Origin of the sequence: Streptomyces boninensis, assembly GCF_048572725.1 — a bacterium.
In the GTDB taxonomy this organism is placed as follows: domain Bacteria; phylum Actinomycetota; class Actinomycetes; order Streptomycetales; family Streptomycetaceae; genus Streptomyces; species Streptomyces boninensis.
Map to the genome: position 1 here is coordinate 8,050,256 of NZ_CP183837.1, position 14,683 is coordinate 8,064,938.

Here is a 14,683-nt window from a genome sequence, read left to right on the forward strand (position 1 = left end):
TGGAGCACGCGATGAGCACCCCACCCGCCGCCGACCTGAGCTGGCTGCTGAACGACTTCGCCAGCCGGTTACCAGAGGTCACCCACGCGATCGCCGTCTCCGTGGACGGACTTGCCATCGCCCACACCGAGATGCACCAGGACGACGCAGACCGCCTGGCAGCCATCGCCTCCGGCATCGTGAACCTGCTCAACGGCGCGGCTCAGCTGATCGAGACCGATCCCGTGGAACACAGCCTCACGGCGATGGAGGGCGGCTACATGTTCTCCATGGCGGTCTCCAGCGGCGCGTCCCTCCTGGTCACCACCACCCGGGACGCGGATATCGGCGAGGTCAGTTACGTGATGTCCGAGCTCATCAACCAGGTCGGCGACGCCCTGACCCCCGAAGTACGGCCCAACAGCGCGCAGCCCGCCTCCTGAAAAGAGTCCTCATGTACGTGAACCCCTCCATATCCCGGCGACCAGCCCGCGGCAGACTCCACGCCGCCGGTGCCGTCTCCCTCGTGCTCGCACTCGCGGCCGCCGCGGGGTGCAGCAGCGGCGGCAGCGGCTCCGGCGACGACACGATCAAGGTCGGCCTGCTGGCCTCGCTCTCCGGTACGTATGAGGCCGTCGGCGTCGATCAGCGCAAGGGCTTCGAGCTCTACCTCGACACCCACGACGGCAAGCTCGGCGGCCACAAGATCGACCTGTCCGTCGGCGATGAGGGCGACGGCCCGCCGACCGCCGTGCCCGCGGCCACCAAGATGATCAAGAAGGACCGGGTCGACGTGCTGACCGGCATCGTCGCCAACGGCTCGTACAAGGCCGTGCTGCCGCTGGTGGAGCAGGCCAAGATCCCGCTCGTCAGCTCCAACGGCCGCCCCCCGGTCAAGGACGTCAGCAACGTCTGGCACACCAGCTTCCTGTCGAAGGAACCCGGCACCGCGATCGCCAAGCACATCGAGGAGAAGGTCGACGGCCCGGTCTACGCGATCGGCCCCGACTACCAGGGCGGTTACGACCAGGTCGGCGGCTTCACCGATGAGTTCAAAAAGGTGGGCGGCAAGCTGGCCAACCCGAAGGGCAAGACGACCTGGACGCCCTTCCCGAAGACCACCAACTTCACCCCGTACCTCAACAACATCGCCAAGACGGACGCCAAGGCGGTGTACTGCTTCTACGCCGGCAAGGCCGCCCTCGACTTCGTCAAGCAGTACGCCCAGTCCGACGCCGCCGACCTGCCGCTGTACTCCACCGGCTTCCTCACCGAAGGCGGCCTGCTCGCCGCGATGGGCCCCGCGGCCAAGGACATCTACTCCGTCCTCAACTACGCGGCCGACCTGGACAACGACGCCAACCGGAAGTTCGTCGCCGACTGGACCGCCAAGCACGACACGCCGCCCAGCGAGTACGCGATGGCCTCGTACGACGCCGCCGCGGTCCTGGACAAGGCGATTGCCGACGCCGACAAGAAGGGCGATGTGACCCCGGAGTCGATCAACAAGGCCATCGACGGTCTGGGGCAGATCGACAGCCCCCGCGGCACCTGGGAGTTCGGCGCGAAGTCGCACTCGCCGGTGCAGAAGTGGTACCTCCGCCAGGTCCGCCGCGACGGCAAGCAGCTGGCCAACGTCATGATGCAGGACCTCACCACCCTCGGCAGCTGACAAATGAACCCGTTCGACGCCCAGCTCGTGCCGGCGGTCGACGGCGTGGCCTACGGGCTGCTGCTGTTCGTCGTCGCCGCCGGCCTGAGCCTGGCCTTCGGCACGGCCGGGGTGCTGAACCTGGCGCACGGCACGCTGTACGCGGTCGGCGCCTACGTCGGCGCCGACCTGAGCGACGGCACGTGGGCAGGGCTGGCGATCGGCCTGGTGGCGGGCACCGCGGCGTCGTGTGCCGCGGGCGGACTGCTGGCGGCGGCGACCGCGCCGCTGGCCCGCCGCGGCCATCTCGATCAGGCGCTGCTGACCTTCGGCCTGGCGCTGATCGGCGGCAATCTGCTGATCGAGTTCTTCGGCGCGGACGAGATGCCGGTCCAGGTCCCCGGCGCGCTGGACACGTCCGTATCGCTGCTCGGCCACCGCTATCCCGCCTACCGGCTGTGCTTCATCCTCATGGCCGTGCTGGTGGCGGCGGGCGGCACGTGGGTGCTGACCCGCACCAAGGCGGGCGCGGCGGTACGGGCCGCGGCCGACGACCCGCAGATGCTCGCCGCCACCGGGCTCAGCCCGCGGCTGGTGCATACCGGCGTCCTCGCGGCGGCCGGTGCGCTGGCCGGGGCGGCGGGGGTCCTCGGCGCGCCCATCATCGGGCCAGGGCCCGGCACGGCGGAGAACGTGCTGATGCTGTCGCTGGTGGTCATCGTGCTCGGCGGCCTGCGGTCGCTGTGGGCGACGCTGATCGCCGCGATCGGGGTGGGGGAGGTGCAGACGCTCGGGGTGTCGGTGGCGCCGGACTGGGCGCCGTATCTGCTGTTCGGGGCGATGGCGGTCGTGTTGATCGTACGGACGCGGGGGGCGTCCGAGGCGGTGCCCGGCGGTCCTGAGGGGGGCGGTGATCCGCCGCGGGATCCGGCGACCTGGGTGCGGCGGCAGGTCGCGGCGCGGCTTGGTGGCGGCACCGGTGGCGGCACCGTACGAAAGCCTGCGCTTCCGCCCGCCGTCCGCCGGGCCGCGCCGCTTCTCGCCCTCCTGGCCGCCGCGGCATCGCTGCCCTGGCTGCTCGACCCGTACTCCCTCTCCCTCGCCGGATACGCCCTGGCCCTCGGCCTGCTGGCGGTCAGCGTCACCGTCCTGACCGGTTACGGAGGGCTGCCCACACTCGGCCAGACGGCGCCCTTCGCGGTGGGCGCGTACACGACGGCGCTGCTCGCCGACGCGGGCTGGACGGCGGGCTCGGTGCAGGTGCTCGCCGCCGCCGTGGCCGCCGCGCTCTTCTCCGCGGCCGTCGGCCCGGCGGTGATCCGCGCCCGCGGCACCACCGTCCTCATGATCACCCTGGCCGTCGGCGAACTCACCAACACCGCCATCGGCCAGTGGAAGTCGCTCACCGGCGGCACCGACGGCCTCGCGGGCTTCCCGCCGACGGCCGGCCTGTGGGGCGGGGGAGAGCTGACCGAGGAGGGCGCCATCTACGGCTACATCCTCGCGATCACGGCCGCCGTCATCGCGCTCACCCTGCTCCTGCTCCGCTCCCCGGCGGGCAAGCTGCTCATCGGCACCCGCAGCGCCGAGGAGCGCATGCGCGCTTCCGGCCACCCGGTCTCTCGCTATCTGCTGCTGGCCCACACCGGCGCGGGCGCGGTGGCCGGCATCGGCGGCGGGCTGATGGTGACCGTCCAGCAGTACGTCTCACCGGCGGACGCAGGCTTCGAGATCGCCGCACTCGCGCTGCTCGCCGCGGTCATCGGCGGCACCACGTCGGTGGTCGGAGCGCTCCTGGGGGCCGGGCTGATCGTCTATACCCGCGACTGGGTGGCCAGTTCGTGGCCGGGGCACGGGCCGCTGCTGCTCGGGGTGCTGTTCGTCGCCGCCGTGTACGTGCTGCCGCGCGGGCTGGCGGGGTTCTGGCGCAAGCCCGAAGAGACCCGGGAGACCGCGGGTGCCGTACGGGCCGTACCCAAGAAGGAGGAGGCCACTACGTGACCCTGCCGACCGAGGAGGACCACCCCCCGACCACCCGTCCACCGAGCACGGCCCCCCTGCTGTCGGCGTCCTGCCTGACCCGCCGATACGGGGCACTGACGGCCGTCGACGCGGTCGACCTGGACCTGTCCGCGGGCGCCCGGCACGCCATCATCGGCCCCAACGGCGCTGGCAAGAGCACCCTGCTGAACCTCATCGCCGGGACCGACAGCGCCGACGCCGGCCGCATCGCCCTGGCCGGCGACGACATCACCCGCACCGCCCCCGCCCAGCGCAGCCGCCTCGGCATCGCCCGCAGCTTCCAGCAGCCGGTCGCGATCGGCGAGCTGACCGTGCTGGAGAACGTCATCCTGGCCGCGTGGCGGCACCACCGCGACCACCGCCGCCACCACGCGGCCTGGCGCCGCCCGGCGCAGCTGCGCCGCCTGGCCGCCTCCGCCTCCAGCCACCTGGAGGCCGTCGGCCTGAGCGACGTGGCGGGGCGGCCGGCCGCGACGCTCTCGCACGGCCAGCGCCGGCTGCTCGACCTCGCCGCCGCCCTCGCGGCCGCGCCCCGCCTGCTGCTGCTGGACGAGCCCGCCGCCGGGCTGACCGACCGCGACATCGCCCGCCTGCTGACGGTCCTGGCCGGGCTGCCGGAGGACGTGACTGTGCTGCTGGTGGAGCACCACACCGATGTGGTCACGGAGTTCGCCGACGACATCACCGTGCTCGCCGCAGGGCGCGTGCTGATCTCGGCCCCGACGCAGGAGGCGCTGCGCCACCCGGAGGTCCGGGACGTATATCTGGACACCACCGCCGCGGACAGGGGCAGTCGCTGATGCTGCAGACGGCCGGACTCACGGCGGGCTATCAGGGCGGCACCGCCCTGCAGCCCCTGGACCTCGCCGTCCCCGAGGGCAGCGTGCACGCCGTCGTCGGCCACAACGGCGCGGGCAAGACCACCCTCGTACACACCATCGCGGGGCTGCTCCGCCCCCGCGCCGGCACGGTGGTGGTGGACGGACGGGACGTCTCCGGGCTGCCGGCCCACCACATCGCCCGCGCCGGCGTCGGCCTCGTCCCGCAGGGCCGCCGCGTCTTCGCCCGCCTGACGGTCGCCGAACACCTGCGCCTCGCGCACCGCCCGCCCGCGCGTGGGCATGCGGGCGAGGCGTGGACGCGGGAGCGGGTCCTCGACCTGCTGCCGCGGCTGGCGGAGCGGATGGGCAACCGCGGCAGCCAACTCTCGGGCGGCGAACAGCAGATGCTCGCCCTCGCGCGCGCCCTGCTGGGCAGCCCGCGGGTGCTGCTACTGGACGAGCCGACGGAGGGCCTCGCGCCCGCCCTCGTCCGTCAGATCCAGGACCTGATCCCGCGCCTGGCGGAGGACGGCATCGCCGTGCTGCTGGTCTCGCCGAGCCCGGCGCTGGCCGTGCACTGCGCCCGTACGATCACGGTCCTCACGTCGGGGCGGGTCACTGCCCGGCTGGACGGCGATGAGGTACGGGCGGACCCGGCGGCGCTGCATGAGGCGCTGGCGCTGGACGCGGCGCCGGCGGGTCGCTGATCGACTGCAGAGCTGCCGGTCAACTGCGCTTCAGGGCCTGCCCGCCGAAGCCGCTGCGCCGGTCCGAGCCGCCGTTCTGCTCGGTCCACCAGGCATCCAGGTCGTCCTGCCGCATGCCCGCCCAGTCCGGCGTCTCCTCGACCTGGGCGCGCCCCAACCGCCGCCCCAGCGCGACGATCGTGCCTCCCACGGCGCTGCGGTCACCGTCATAGACCTCGCCGATCTTCGCCCAGTCGCTCCCGGACTTCCCGGCCGTCTCAAGCGCGGTCGCGTCCTGCAGCGCCTTTACGGTGCCGCCGCCGGTGTGCGGCCGGGCGACCGTCGCGGAGTCCCCGGCGAGGAGCATCCGCTCGACGGCGTAGTGCGGCACCTCGAGGTCGTAAATCGGCTGGATGAAGGTGGACTCGCTCGGCGTGCGCAGCACCTGCTCGGCCCAGTAGGGCGGGAAGTGCTCGGCGACGAGATCCCGCAGGTACGCGGTCATGGCCGCCGCCACGCTCCCCGGCGGCAGCGACGTGGGCGTCCGCAGGTCCAGCTCGAACTCTGCGGGCGGGGACGCGTAAAGCACCCAGTTGAGCCGGTGCCCGCCCCCGGCGCTCGGGATCACGTACATCATGCAATGCCCGCCGGGGAAGCCCACGACCTGCGCATCGCCCCCCTCGGGCCCCGGCCCCGGCACCCCGTCGAGGGCGCCGCGCCAGCCGACGTAGCCCGCGTAGCTGGGCGTGAGGTCGGGGAACATCGCCTCGCGGACGACGGACCGGTAGCCGTCGGCGCCTATGACGGCGTCGAAGCGTTCGGCCCGGCCATCGGAGAGCCGCAGTGTCACGCCATCGGCATCGGGATCCACGGCGGTCACGGCGACGTCAGCCCGGTAATCGACGGTGGCCGGCACGCGCTGCCGCAACGCGGTCCACAGCGAACCCCAGTTGTACCCCCGGAAGGGGAAGGGCTGAGCCCCTATCTCGCGCCCGTGCTCAGCGTCCCCGTCCCGTACCGTCCACACGCGCCGCGTCAGCCGCACCCACGGCGCGGCCGCATCGAGATATCCCTCGGCCACTAACTCGTCGAAGCGGGCATTGTGGATCCCAATCCCCACCCCCCGATCACGCAGCTCGCTGCCGGCCCGCTCGAACACGCTCACCCGCCCGGCACCACACCGATGCGCCGCAAGCGCCGTAGCACAGCCCGCAATGCTCCCGCCCACGATGGCGACGGAGGCTCCCTGCATGATCGATCCCCTCGACGAGTGATCTACCGGAGCGCCAATGATCGCATGGGGCAACGGGCCCTGAATACGGCGGCGTTGAGGGATCTCAGCCGGGCACCGGCGTCACCACTTTGCCGTGGTCGAGGAAGCTGGCGAGGTTGTCCAGGGTGAGGCGTTCCATGTCGTTGCGGGTGTGGGTGGTGCCGCTGGCGACGTGGGGGAGGAGGACGACGTTGTCGAGGGGGAAGAGGGCCTCGGGGACGTGGGGTTCGGAGGTGAAGACGTCGAGGCCTGCGCCTGCGAGGCCGCCCGTGGTCAGCAGCTCGACCAGGGCGTCCTCGTCCACCACGCTGCCGCGGGCGACGTTGATGAGGGACCCGTCGGGGCCGAGCGCCTCCAGGACGGAGCGGCTGACCAGGCCGCGGGTGGCCGCGCCGCCGGAGGTGGTGACCACTAGGACGTCGACGGCGGCGGCCAGTTCGGCGGGTGAGGTGGCGTAGGCGTACGGGACGTCGGGGAGCTGTCGGCGGCTGTGGTAGGTGATGCCGCAGCCCAGGGCGGCGAAGCGGATGGCGGTGGCGCGGCCGATGCGGCCCAGGCCGAGGATGCCGATGCGGGCGCCGCTGACCCGGCGCATCAGGGGGAAGGCGCCTTCGCGAGGCCAGCGCCCGGCTCGTACGAAACGGTCGGCCGCGGAGAAGCCGCGCAGCAGGTCCAGGGTGAGGCCGAGTGCGGTGTCGGCGACGCAGTCGGTGAGGACGTCGGGGGTGTTGCTGACCAGGATGCCGCGGCGGTGGGCGAGTTCGACGTCCGTGGTGTCGTAGCCGACGCCGAAGTTGATCACGGCACCGAGGCGGGGCAACGCGGACATCAGGCCGGTGCCGACGCCGGAGCCGCCGGAGGTGACGGCGGCGGTGATGGTCGGGCCGTGCTCGGCGAGGAAGGCCTCGCGGGCGGGGCCCTCGTCCGGGAGTTCCAGGGCGTCGTACTCGGTGCGCAGGGTCTTGGTGAGCGACGGCTTGAGCGGGCCGACCGTGAGGACGGTGGAGGGCACGTCAGATCACCTGCTTCACGAGCGCCGCGAGTTCGGCCTGCTCGGCCTCGGTCAGATCCGTCAGCGGCGGCCGGACCGGTCCCGCCGGGTGCCCGGAGGCGGTGAGCGCGGCCTTGACGATCGCCACCGCATAGCCCGGAGCCCGGTCGCGGATGGCGATGTACGGCAGGACGAACTCGCGCAGCCGCGCGTACACCTGCTCGTTGTCGCGGGCGCGGACGGCGGCGTAGAAGTCGCAGGCCCACTGCGGTGCGAAGTTGAAGATCGCCGAGGAGTAGGTGGTGGCGCCGAGTTCCTGGTACGGCAGGGCGTAGGTCTCGGCGGTGGGGAGGCCGCCGATGAGGACGAGGCGGTCGCCGTGGGCGGCGTGCAGTCCGGCCAGCAGGTCGATGTCGCAGACGCCGTCCTTGAAGCCGATGAAGTTCGGGAACTCCGCCGCGAGCCGGGCGACGGTACGGGCGGTGAAGCGGGCGTTGGCGCGGTGGTAGACGACCACGCCGAGGGAGGTGGCCGCGCACACCCGCGCGACGTGGGTATAGAGGCCCTCCTGGCCGACCTCGGTGAGGTAGGGCGGCAGCAGGAGGATGCCGTCGGCCCCGCCCTGTTCGGCCTGCTGGGCCATCGCCACCGCCGTGGAGGTGCCGTAGCCGGCCGCGCCGATCACGGGGAGGCCGTCGCGGGCCTCGGCGACCGTCGCGCGCAGGACCGCGTCCACCTCGGCGTGGGTGAGGGAGAAGAACTCGCCCGTACCGCCGGGGGCGAAGAGGCCGGCCACGTCATAGCCGGTGAGCCGCTGCAGGTGGGCGCGGTAGGCGGGCTCGTCGAAGGCGTGGTCGGCGGTGGTGTGGGTGACCGGGAACGACAGCAGCCCCGATCCGAGGGCATGACGAAGTTCAGCGGGCGAGAAGTGGGCCATGGGCTCAAGCTAGCAGCAAGAAACGCATACAGGAACGGTGTCTACATATGAGAACCGGAGTCAGTCTCTCCTGTCAGATCTCTTGACGCTGCTCAAAAGCCACACCTACCGTGCATCCACAAATTGGAACAGCGTCTATATCCATGGACGCGACCATTCAAGCCCGTGGTGGAGGAACCCCATGCCCCGTCGGCACGCAGCGGTATCCCTCGCGCTGTGCACCGCCCTCGCCGCGAGCGCCTGCACCGTGGCCAACAGCGAATCGGTGACGGCGGACGGCGACACCCTCCGCGTCGTCCTGCCCGAGGAGCCGCCCACGCTGGAGCCGTGCGAGGCCTCCCTGACGTCGACCGGGTCGGTCGTACGGTCCAACATCACCGAGCCGCTCACCGAACGCGACCCCGGCACGGGCAAGCTCAAGCCGAAGCTCGCGACATCCTGGGAACGCACCTCCGACACCCGCTGGACCTACCGGATCCGCGACGGCGTGCGCTTCAGCGACGGCACCCGCTTCGATGCGAAGGACGCCGCGTACTCCATCGATCGGGCGGTCAACTCCAAGCTCGGCTGCAACGTGGAGGGTTACGTCTTCGGCGACACGGACCTGAAGGTCGACGCACCCGACGCCCGCACGCTGACGGTGACCACCCCGGAGCCGGACCCGATCCTCCCGCTGCGGCTCTCCTTCATCGAAATGGTGCCGACCTCCACCGACGCCACCAAGAAGGTGCGCGAGCCGGTCGGCACCGGCCCGTACCGCGTCGCCGACTGGCAGCCCGGCACGAGTCTCGCCCTGGGGGCCAACAAGAGGTACTGGGGCAAGAAGCCCGCCTATACGGCCGCCGAGTACCAGTGGCGCACCGAAAGCAGCGTCCGCGCCGCGATGGTCACCAACGGCGAGGCCGAGGTCGCCACCTCCCTCGGCCCCGAGGACGGCGCGGGCGACGCCGGGCACGCGTACCCGAACAACGAGACCACCGCCCTGCGGATGCAGCTCACCGAGGCGCCACTCGACGACAAGCGGGTGCGCCAGGCGGTCAATTACGCGATCGACCGCAAGGGCATCGTCGACTCGCTGTACGGCGGGGACGCGAAGGTCGCGGCGCAGCTGGTCCCGAAGGGGATCGCCGGATACCGCGCGGGCCTCGCCCCCTGGCCGACCGACCTCGCCAAAGCGAAGAAGCTGCTGGCCGAGGCGAAGGCCGACGGGGTCGACGTGAGCAAGCCGATCCGGCTGATCAGCCGCACCGGACTGTTCCCGAAGGTGCAGGAGACCATGCAGGTCCTGCAGAACACGCTGTCCGGCATCGGCCTCAACGTAAAGATCGAGATGAAGGACACCGCCGGCAGCGTCGAGCTGCAGGAGCGCCCCTTCCCCAAGAACGCGGGCCCGTACCTGCTGCTGATCCAGCACGGCAACCAGGCGGGCGACGCGGCCTTCTCCATGGACCAGTACCTCCTGGCCAAGGGCAACCAGAGCTCCGGCGGCACGGCCGCCTTCGACCGGCGGATCCGCGACGCCGAGGCGCTGGCCGGTGCGGGCCGGGCCAAGGCGCTGGCCGGGGTGTTCGCGAAGGAGCCGCGGGAGATTTCCCAGTACGCCTATATCGCCCACATGTACGGCACCATCGCGCTCGCCGAGGGGGTCCGGTACGAGCCGAACTCCGCGACCGGCGACGAGATGAGGCTCGCCGAGTTCACACCCTCCGACTGATCACCTGGGGACAGCGTTGTTCCATTTCCTGCGCCGCCGCGCGCTGACCAGCATCCTCCCGTTGGTCGCGGTGCTGCTCGGAGTCTTCGTCCTCGCGAGGCTCACGGGCGACCCCGCTTCCTTGTACCTGCCCGAATCCGCCACCGAGGCCCAACGGGCGGCCTTCACCGAGCGCAACGGCTTCGACGACTCGATCTGGCAGCAGATCGCCGACTACTTCGGCGGCGTCTTCCAGCTCGACTTCGGCGAGTCGCTGCGCACCGGGGAGTCCGCGGCGACGATGGCGCTGCGGGCCTTCCCCGCCACGCTGCAGCTCGCCTTCGCCACCATGCTGATCGCCGCGGTCGGCGCCGTGGTCATCGGCAGCTGGGCCGCCTGGCGCCCCAACTCGGTGGCCGACCGCATCTCGTCGTTCCTTTCCATGACCGCCGCCAGCGTCCCGGACTTCTGGTTCGCGATCATCGGCGTGTGGGTCTTCGCCGTGACCTTCGGCATCCTGCCGACGTCCGGTGTCGGCAACGGCATGCTGTCCTGGGTGCTGCCGGTCGCCACGCTGGTGATCAGGCCGCTGGGCGTGCTCACCCAGGTGGTGCGCGGCGCCATGATCTCGGCGCTGTCCGCCCCGTACGTCCGGCTGGCCCGCAGCAAGGGGGCGGGCAGCGTGCGCGTGGTCAGCCACCACGCCCTCCGTAACGCCGCCGCGCCCGCGCTGACCGTCGCAGGCGACCTCGCCGTCTCACTGATCAACGGGGCCGTGGTGGTGGAGACGATCTTCGGGTGGCCGGGCATCGGGAAGCTGATGATCGACTCGATCCTGGGGCGTGACTTCGCGGTGCTGCAGGCCGCGGTGCTGCTCACCGCCGTGTCCATCTTCGTGCTCAACATCATCATCGACATCTGTTACGCGCTGCTCGATGTGCGCGTCCGCGATACGGCGATGGCCTGAGGAGGGCTCCATGAGTGCCCCGAACGACACATCGGCCCGCGTCGGCCTGCGCCGCATGCTGCTGCGCGACCGGGTCGCCACCGCGGCGGCCGCGGTGCTGGCCCTGGTCGTGCTGACCGCGGTGTTCGGCCCGCTGCTGCTCGGCGACGCCGCCACCGAGCAGCATCTCGACAACGCCAACCAGCCCCCGTTCTCCCTCGACAGCGGCTGGCTGAACGTGCTGGGCACCGACCCGCTCGGCCAGAGCATGCTGGCCCGGCTCGTCGTCGCCGCCCGTACCACCTTCAGCGTGGCCGTCCCCGCAGTGCTGATCGCCCTGGTGATCGGCTCCCTGATCGGCATGTGGGCCGGCTACCACCGCGGCCGGCGGGAGACGGTCGCGATGCGGGCCGCCGACGTCATCATGAGCTTCCCTTCGCTGCTCATGGCCGTCGTCGTGCTGTACGTCTTCTCGCCGAGCATCGCCAACCTCGTCCTGGTGCTGGCCCTCACCCGCCTCCCGGTCTACCTGCGCACCGCCCGCTCGGAGTCCACCGAGCTGCAGAGCCGCCTGTTCGTCGACGCGGCCCGCACCTTCGGCACCCCGAGCGGCGCCATCATCCGGCGGCACGTGTTCCCGGTCGTGCTGCCGACCCTGCTCACCCTGGCCACCCTGGAGTTCTGCTACGTGATGCTGGCGGAGTCCTCGCTGAGCTTCCTCGGCATCGGCATCCAGCCGCCCGACGTGAGCTGGGGCCTGATGGTCGCCCAGGGGCGCAGCTATCTGCAGACGGCGTGGTGGCTGACGTTCTTCCCCGGCTTGGCGATCGTCATCACGACGGTGTCCGCGAGCGTGCTGGCCGCCTGGGCGCGGCTGGCCACCGACCCGGCCCAGCGCTGGCGGCTGGCGCTGCCGCGCAAGGCCCGCCGCCGGGCCGCCCGTACCGCTCCCGCCACCCAGGAGGCACAGTCGTGACCGGCACCGCTCTAGAGGTCGACGAGCTGTGCGTCGACATCCACACCCCGCACGGCAGCGTGCGCGCCGTCGACGGGGTCAGCTTCAGCGCCCGGCGCGGCCGCACCCTGGCGCTGCTCGGCGAGTCCGGCTGCGGCAAGTCGATGACCGCGCAGGCCATCGTCTCCCTGCTGGACCCGGCGGCCGAAGTGAGCGGCGGCCAGGTGCGGTTGGACGGCACCGACCTGGTCGGGGCCGGTGAGAAGACCCGCCGGTCGATGGCGGGCCCCGAGCTGGCCATCGTCTTCCAGGACGCGCTCACCGCGCTCAACCCCGTCTATACGGTGGGCACCCAGCTCGCCGAGCCGTTCCGGATCCACCGCGGGCTGTCCCGCAAGGAGGCCCGCAAGGAGGCCATCGAGCTGATGGCCCGGGTCGGCATTCCGGAGCCGGAGACCCGGGTCGACGCCTATCCGCACCAGTTCTCCGGCGGCATGCGGCAGCGGCTGCTGATCGCCATCGCGGTCGCCCTGTCCCCGTCCGTGCTGCTCGCCGACGAGCCGACCACCGCGCTCGACGTGACCGTGCAGGCGCAGATCATGCAGCTCCTCGCGGAGCTGCGCGCCGAACACGACATGTGCCTGGTGCTGATCACCCACGACCTCGCGCTCGTCTCCGAGCAGGCCGACGAGGTCGTCGTGATGTACGCGGGCAACGTGGTCGAATCCGGCCCCGTACGCGCGGTCTTCGACGAGCCCAGGCACCCGTACACCAAGGGCCTCCTGGACTCGGTCCCCATGCACGCCGCCCGCGGCGAGCACCTGAAATCCATCGGCGGCGCCCCGCCGCAGCTGCACGCGATCCCGGCCGGCTGCGTCTACCAGGACCGGTGTCCGCTGGTACGGGACCGGTGCCGGACCGAGCGGCCCGAACCCGCCGAGACCGGACCGGACCGTACCGCCGCCTGTCACTTCCCGAACGAGGTAACGCGATGAGTGACGTAGTCGAGGAGCCCCTGCTGCAGGTCAGCGAGCTGACCAAGACGTTTCCCGTACGCAGCGGGGGCAAGGCGCGGCAGCTGCGCGCGCTGAACGGCATCTCCTTCGACCTCCGGCGCGGCGAAACCCTCGGCCTGGTGGGCGAGTCGGGCTGCGGGAAGTCCACCCTGGCCCGCACGCTGATGATGCTGGAGCGGCCCGACAGCGGCAGCGTCCGCTTCGACGGCGTCGACCCCTTCCGGCTGAAGGGGCCGCGGCTGCTGGAGTGGCGGCGCCGGATCCAGATGGTCTTCCAGGACCCCTTCGCCTCGCTCAACGCCCGGATGACGGCCGGCGACATCATCGGCGAGCCCTGGCGCACCCACAAGGACCTGTACCGCACCGCCAAGGAGCGCGAGGCGCGGGTGCGGGAGCTGCTCGACCTGGTGGGGCTGCGCAAGGGCGACGAGCACCGCTACCCGCAGGAGTTCTCCGGCGGCCAGCGCCAGCGCATCGGCATCGCCCGCGCGCTCGCCCTCTCCCCGGACGTGATCGTCTGCGACGAGCCGGTCTCCGCGCTCGACCTGTCCGTGCAGGCGCAGGTCCTCAACCTCCTGGACGACCTCCAGCGGCAGCTCGGCGTCGCCTACCTGTTCATCTCCCACGACCTGTCCGTGGTGCGGCACGTCGCGGACCGGGTGCTGGTGATGTACCTCGGCGGCATCGTGGAACAGGGCGCCGCGCAGGCCGTGTTCGACCGCACCCTGCACCCGTACAGCGCCGCGCTCATGTCCGCCGCCCCTTCGCTGGACGCCGAGGCGCGCCGCGAACAGATCATTCTGTCCGGTGAGATTCCCTCGCCGCTGTCCCCGCCGTCGGGGTGCCGGTTCCGTACCCGCTGCTGGAAGGCGACCGACGCCTGCGCGTCCGCGGCGCCGGAGCCGGCCGCCGACTCGCGGGACGAGGCGCATACGGCCGCCTGCTTCCACCCGCTTGAGAACGCACCGGAACCGGCGGCAGGCCTGGGCGCCAAGTGACGGTCAGCGGCTATCTGGTCATCGCGGGCGCGGTGCTGCTGGCGTCCTGCCTGCAGGCGTCCGTCGGCTTCGGCATGGGGATGCTCGCCGCGCCCGTGGTGGCCCTGATCGACCCCGGGCTCGTCCCCGGCACGCTGATTATCCAGGCGGCGATGCTCACCCTGCTGGTGACGATGGTCGAGCGGGAGCACGTCGATCTGCGCGGCACCGGCTGGGCGCTGGTGGGCCGGGTGCCGGGCACAGCTATAGGCGCGGTGCTGGTGGCGGCGCTGCCGCCGCGCGTCCTGGGGCTGCTGCTCGCCGGGGTCGTACTCTTCGGCGCCGCCTCGGCCTCCCTCGGCTGGGCGCCGCGGCCGCATCGGCCCAATCTGGTGCTGGCCGGCTCCGCGTCCGGGCTGCTGGGCACCGCGACCTCCATCGGTGGCCCGCCGATGGCGCTGGTGTGGCAGGGCAAGGAAGCCCGCGCGCTGCGCGGCACCATGAGCGGCTTCTTCCTCGTCGGGTCCGTGCTGTCGGTGGCCTCGCTCGCGCTCGCCGGTGCCATCGGCACCCACACCCTGCTGATGTCCGCCGCCCTGGCGCCGGTGCTGCCGCTCGGCTATGCGCTGTCGCGCTTCGTCAACCGGTTCCTGGACGCCCGCCGGCTCCGCCTCGCCGCCATCGGGATCTCCGTCCTGGGCGCCGTGCTGCTGATCGGGGCGCAGCTGCTGTAGCG

General features: G+C 71.9%; 13 protein-coding genes and 1 pseudogene. 11 read left to right on the forward strand and 3 right to left on the reverse strand.

Annotated features, from left to right (window positions below):
- Positions 1–11: 11 nt before the first annotated feature.
- The 5 genes and pseudogenes from ACNNMR_RS36390 to ACNNMR_RS36410 all read left to right on the forward strand — a co-directional run bounded on the left by ACNNMR_RS36390 (position 12) and on the right by ACNNMR_RS36410 (position 5,180).
- Positions 12–422: a roadblock/LC7 domain-containing protein gene (locus tag ACNNMR_RS36390; protein WP_419998960.1), complete on the forward strand. Its 411-nt coding sequence runs from the start codon at positions 12–14 to the stop codon at positions 420–422.
- Positions 423–433: 11 nt separating this feature from the next.
- A complete protein-coding gene (locus tag ACNNMR_RS36395) occupies positions 434–1,651 on the forward strand; it encodes an ABC transporter substrate-binding protein (RefSeq protein WP_419998961.1) in 1,218 nt (405 codons plus the stop codon).
- 3 nt (positions 1,652–1,654) lie between these two features.
- Positions 1,655–3,550 (forward strand): annotated as a pseudogene (locus tag ACNNMR_RS36400) (ABC transporter permease subunit); the annotation flags it as partial.
- 77 nt (positions 3,551–3,627) lie between these two features.
- Positions 3,628–4,452, forward strand: coding sequence for an ABC transporter ATP-binding protein (locus ACNNMR_RS36405; protein ID WP_419998962.1), 825 nt, complete (start codon positions 3,628–3,630; stop codon positions 4,450–4,452).
- Positions 4,452–5,180, forward strand: coding sequence for an ABC transporter ATP-binding protein (locus ACNNMR_RS36410; protein WP_419998963.1), 729 nt, complete (start codon positions 4,452–4,454; stop codon positions 5,178–5,180). Before ACNNMR_RS36405 ends, ACNNMR_RS36410 begins: the two co-directional genes overlap by 1 nt.
- 19 nt (positions 5,181–5,199) lie before the next feature.
- Here ACNNMR_RS36410 and ACNNMR_RS36415 read toward each other — a convergent pair whose 3' ends face one another.
- The 3 genes from ACNNMR_RS36415 to kdgD all read right to left on the reverse strand — a co-directional run bounded on the left by ACNNMR_RS36415 (position 5,200) and on the right by kdgD (position 8,360).
- Positions 5,200–6,411, reverse strand: a complete 1,212-nt coding sequence (locus ACNNMR_RS36415) for an FAD-dependent monooxygenase (RefSeq protein WP_419998964.1) — start codon at positions 6,409–6,411, stop codon at positions 5,200–5,202.
- Positions 6,412–6,496: 85 nt separating this feature from the next.
- Positions 6,497–7,444, reverse strand: a complete 948-nt coding sequence (locus ACNNMR_RS36420) for a 2-hydroxyacid dehydrogenase (RefSeq protein ID WP_419998965.1) — start codon at positions 7,442–7,444, stop codon at positions 6,497–6,499.
- A 1-nt stretch (position 7,445) separates the two neighbouring features.
- Positions 7,446–8,360, reverse strand: coding sequence for a 5-dehydro-4-deoxyglucarate dehydratase (kdgD, locus tag ACNNMR_RS36425; protein WP_419998966.1), 915 nt, complete (start codon positions 8,358–8,360; stop codon positions 7,446–7,448).
- A 181-nt stretch (positions 8,361–8,541) separates the two neighbouring features.
- Between kdgD and ACNNMR_RS36430 the strand changes: the two genes are divergently transcribed.
- Genes ACNNMR_RS36430 through ACNNMR_RS36455 form a run of 6 tightly spaced genes read left to right on the forward strand, consistent with a single transcriptional unit; the run spans position 8,542 to position 14,681 of the window.
- Positions 8,542–10,074 carry an ABC transporter substrate-binding protein gene (locus tag ACNNMR_RS36430; RefSeq protein WP_419998967.1) on the forward strand — a complete coding sequence of 511 codons (1,533 nt, stop codon included), beginning with the start codon at positions 8,542–8,544 and terminating at the stop codon, positions 10,072–10,074.
- A 16-nt stretch (positions 10,075–10,090) separates the two neighbouring features.
- Positions 10,091–11,020, forward strand: a complete 930-nt coding sequence (locus ACNNMR_RS36435) for an ABC transporter permease (RefSeq protein ID WP_419998968.1) — start codon at positions 10,091–10,093, stop codon at positions 11,018–11,020.
- Positions 11,021–11,030: 10 nt separating this feature from the next.
- Positions 11,031–11,975 (forward strand): ABC transporter permease, encoded by a 945-nt coding sequence (locus tag ACNNMR_RS36440; protein ID WP_419998969.1) that lies wholly within the window; start codon positions 11,031–11,033, stop codon positions 11,973–11,975.
- On the forward strand, positions 11,972–12,949 hold the full coding sequence (locus ACNNMR_RS36445) for an ABC transporter ATP-binding protein (protein WP_419998970.1): 978 nt from the start codon (positions 11,972–11,974) through the stop codon (positions 12,947–12,949). The genes ACNNMR_RS36440 and ACNNMR_RS36445 overlap by 4 nt, the downstream gene beginning before the upstream one ends.
- Positions 12,946–13,968: an ABC transporter ATP-binding protein gene (locus ACNNMR_RS36450; protein WP_419998971.1), complete on the forward strand. Its 1,023-nt coding sequence runs from the start codon at positions 12,946–12,948 to the stop codon at positions 13,966–13,968. Before ACNNMR_RS36445 ends, ACNNMR_RS36450 begins: the two co-directional genes overlap by 4 nt.
- A complete protein-coding gene (locus tag ACNNMR_RS36455; protein ID WP_419998972.1) occupies positions 13,965–14,681 on the forward strand; it encodes a TSUP family transporter in 717 nt (238 codons plus the stop codon). Before ACNNMR_RS36450 ends, ACNNMR_RS36455 begins: the two co-directional genes overlap by 4 nt.
- The last annotated feature ends 2 nt before the right edge of the window (positions 14,682–14,683 follow it).

Bases quoted from the DNA above. Each gene is read 5' to 3' on its own strand.
- ACNNMR_RS36450 (WP_419998971.1), top strand. From the start codon at position 12,946: ATGAGTGACGTAGTCGAGGAGCCCCTGCTGCAGGTCAGCGAGCTGACC.
- ACNNMR_RS36390 (WP_419998960.1), top strand. From the start codon at position 12: ATGAGCACCCCACCCGCCGCCGACCTGAGCTGGCTGCTGAACGACTTC.
- ACNNMR_RS36395 (WP_419998961.1), top strand. From the start codon at position 434: ATGTACGTGAACCCCTCCATATCCCGGCGACCAGCCCGCGGCAGACTC.
- ACNNMR_RS36440 (WP_419998969.1), top strand. From the start codon at position 11,031: ATGAGTGCCCCGAACGACACATCGGCCCGCGTCGGCCTGCGCCGCATG.
- kdgD (WP_419998966.1), bottom strand. From the start codon at position 8,360: ATGGCCCACTTCTCGCCCGCTGAACTTCGTCATGCCCTCGGATCGGGG.
- ACNNMR_RS36415 (WP_419998964.1), bottom strand. From the start codon at position 6,411: ATGCAGGGAGCCTCCGTCGCCATCGTGGGCGGGAGCATTGCGGGCTGT.
- ACNNMR_RS36410 (WP_419998963.1), top strand. From the start codon at position 4,452: ATGCTGCAGACGGCCGGACTCACGGCGGGCTATCAGGGCGGCACCGCC.
- ACNNMR_RS36430 (WP_419998967.1), top strand. From the start codon at position 8,542: ATGCCCCGTCGGCACGCAGCGGTATCCCTCGCGCTGTGCACCGCCCTC.